This window comes from Nonomuraea sp. NPDC046570 (genome assembly GCF_040645915.1).
Classification (GTDB): Bacteria; Actinomycetota; Actinomycetes; order Streptosporangiales; family Streptosporangiaceae; genus Nonomuraea.
On the sequence record NZ_JBEYZF010000103.1, the window covers coordinates 1 to 2,680 of the forward strand.

Here is a 2,680-nt window from a genome sequence, read left to right on the forward strand (position 1 = left end):
CGGTTCTCCGGATCGGTCACCTTGGCGTACAGCCACGGCGTCAACGACCCCGCCGCCCAGGAGGCGGAACCCGGCAGCGCCGGGTCCATGCCCAGCGACTCGACTGACGGCTTGGTCAGATCGATACGTGCCTGCGTCCAGTCGGACCAGGGACCGGCGATACCCCGCGCGGTCTCGCCGCGCGCACGCCAGCGGATCTTCATGCCATCGGTGAGATTGCCTGCCGGGATCTGCACCAGAGCGTTTTCGCCGGACCGGGACGGCTGAGCGCTCTTCCCGGTCCAGATCAGGCCGGAGCCCTGGCCGGTCGCCGCCGGGTCGTGCTCGACCTCCACCGCGAGCAGGGAGTCCCTGTTCTCCGGGTCGGTCACCTTGGCGTACAGCCACGGTGAAGGTGACGCCGCCGTCCACGTGCCGGCGTCCCAGGTAGCCGGGGTCATCGACAATCCGGCCACCGACGGTGTGCGGAGGTCGATGGTGGCGGTGAGCCACTCGGTCCACGGACCGACGACGCCGCTGGTGGTCTCACCACGTGCACGCCAGCGGATCTTCATGCCGTCGGCGAGCTTCCCCGCCGGGACCTGAGCCCACGCGTTGGCGCCAGAGTGCGCGGCGGTAGTGCCCTTGCCTTCCCAGATCAGACCCGTGCCCTGAACGGTCGCCGTGGGATCGTGCTCGATCTGGACTCCCAGCCGCGAGCCGCGCGAGGAAGAGTCGGTGACCTTGGCGTATATCCACGGAGTGACCGACGATGCCGTCCAGGTCGTCTCGCCCTTGGTGGCCGGAGTCAGCCCGGCGTCCGAAGCAGCCGGCTTGGTCACATCGACGGCGGCGTTCTGCCAGGGCGACCAGGCGCCTTCCGCACCGGCGGTGGTGACTCCGCGGACTCGCCAGCGGATCTTCATGCCGTCGGTGAGGGTGCCCGCCGGGATCTGGAGCCAGGCGTTGCCGCCGGAGGGGTAGGAGGTGGTGCCCTTGCCGGACCAGATGATGCCGGTGCCCTGGCCGGTGGCGGCCGGGTCGTGCTCGACCTCCGCATCCAGCATCAGCTTCGCCCCACCGGCGTCACTAACCTGCCCGTACAGCCACGGAGTGGTCGAAGCGAGGGTCCACGAATCAGCGCCGCGGGTGGCGGGGACGGCGCCGAGGCCGTTGCCCGCTGTACCGCTGACCACGATCGTGGCCGTCTGCCACTCCGACCACGGACCCGATACCCCGGAGGAGGTGGAAGCGCGTACGCGCCAGCGGATCAGCCAACCGTCCTTCAGCTTGCCCGCCGTAACCGCCGGTGTCTGCAGCCAGCACCTGCTAGTGGTGGAACACCCGGTCGTGGACAGATCACCAGAACCAGACCAGATCAAGCCCGCCCCCTGCGCAGGAACCGACAGGTCGTGCTCGACCTGAGACTCCAACCGAAGCGTCCGCGACTCCGGATCGACGCCATAAGCGGAGAACGACGGCTGGACGGACGATACGGTCCACAGCCCCGACACCGACTGACCGGGGGAAGCCGACAACTCGGAGACCACCGGCTTGGAGGTGTCGACCCGCCCGGCCTGCCACTCCGACCACGGGCCCGACACCCCAGTGGAGGTGGAAGCGCGCACGCGCCAGCGGATCAGCCAACCGTCCCTCAGCTTGCCCGCCGTAACCGCGGGCGTCTGCAACCAGCACCTGCTGACGGTGGAACACCCGGTGGCCGACAGCTCTCCGGAGCCGGACCAGATCAATCCCGTGCCCTGTGCAGGAGCAGACGGGTCGTGCTCGACCTGAGACTCCAACCGAAGCGTCCGCGACTCCGGATCAACGCCATAGACGGAGAACGACGGCTGGGTCGACGGCAATGTCCACAACCCCGACACCGACTGACCCGGAGAAGCCGACAGGTCAGAGACGACAGGCTTGGACGCGTCCACCCGCCCGGCCTGCCACTCCGACCACGCACCTTCCGCTCCCGTGGAGGTGACCGCGCGCACGCGCCAGCGGACCAGCCAGCCGTCCCTCAGCTTGCCCGCCGTAACCGCGGGCGTCTGCAACCAGCATCTGCTGACGGTGGAACACCCGGTGGCCGACAGCTCTCCGGAGTTGTACCAGATCAATCCGGACCCCTGGCCGGCGGCGGACGGGTCGTGCTCGACCTGTGCTTCCAGGCGTACTGTTCGCGACTCCGGATCAACGCCGTAGGCGGAGAACTCCGGCTGGGTCGACGGGAACGTCCACAACCCGGACACCGACTGACCAGGGGAAGCCGACAGCTCGGAGACGACAGGCTTGGAGGTGTCGACCCGCCCGGCCTGCCACTGCGACCATGGGCCGGTGACGCCGGTGGAGGTCGTCGCGCGCACGCGCCAGCGGATCAGCCAGCCGTCCTTCACTTTGCCCGCGGCCACCGCGGGAGTCTGCAGCCAACACCTGCTGACGGTGGAACACCCGGTGGCCGACAGATCACCGGAGCCGGACCAGATGACGCCTGTCCCCTGCCCGGCAGCCGACGGGTCGTGCTCGACCTGAGACTCCAGCCGAAGCGTCCGCGACTCCGGATCAACACCGTAGGCGGAGAATGACGGCTGCGTCGACGGGAACGTCCACAATCCCGACGCCGACTGACCCGGAGAAGCCGACAACTCGGAGACGACAGGCTTGGAGGTGTCGACCCGCCCGGTCTGCCACTGCGACCAGG

The 2,680-nt window shown here is 69.0% G+C and carries 1 pseudogene; it reads right to left on the bottom strand.

From position 1 onward, the window contains the following. A pseudogene (locus tag ABZ911_RS43035) lies at window positions 1-2,390 on the bottom strand (hypothetical protein); the annotation flags it as partial. Window positions 2,391-2,680 lie beyond the last annotated feature (290 nt).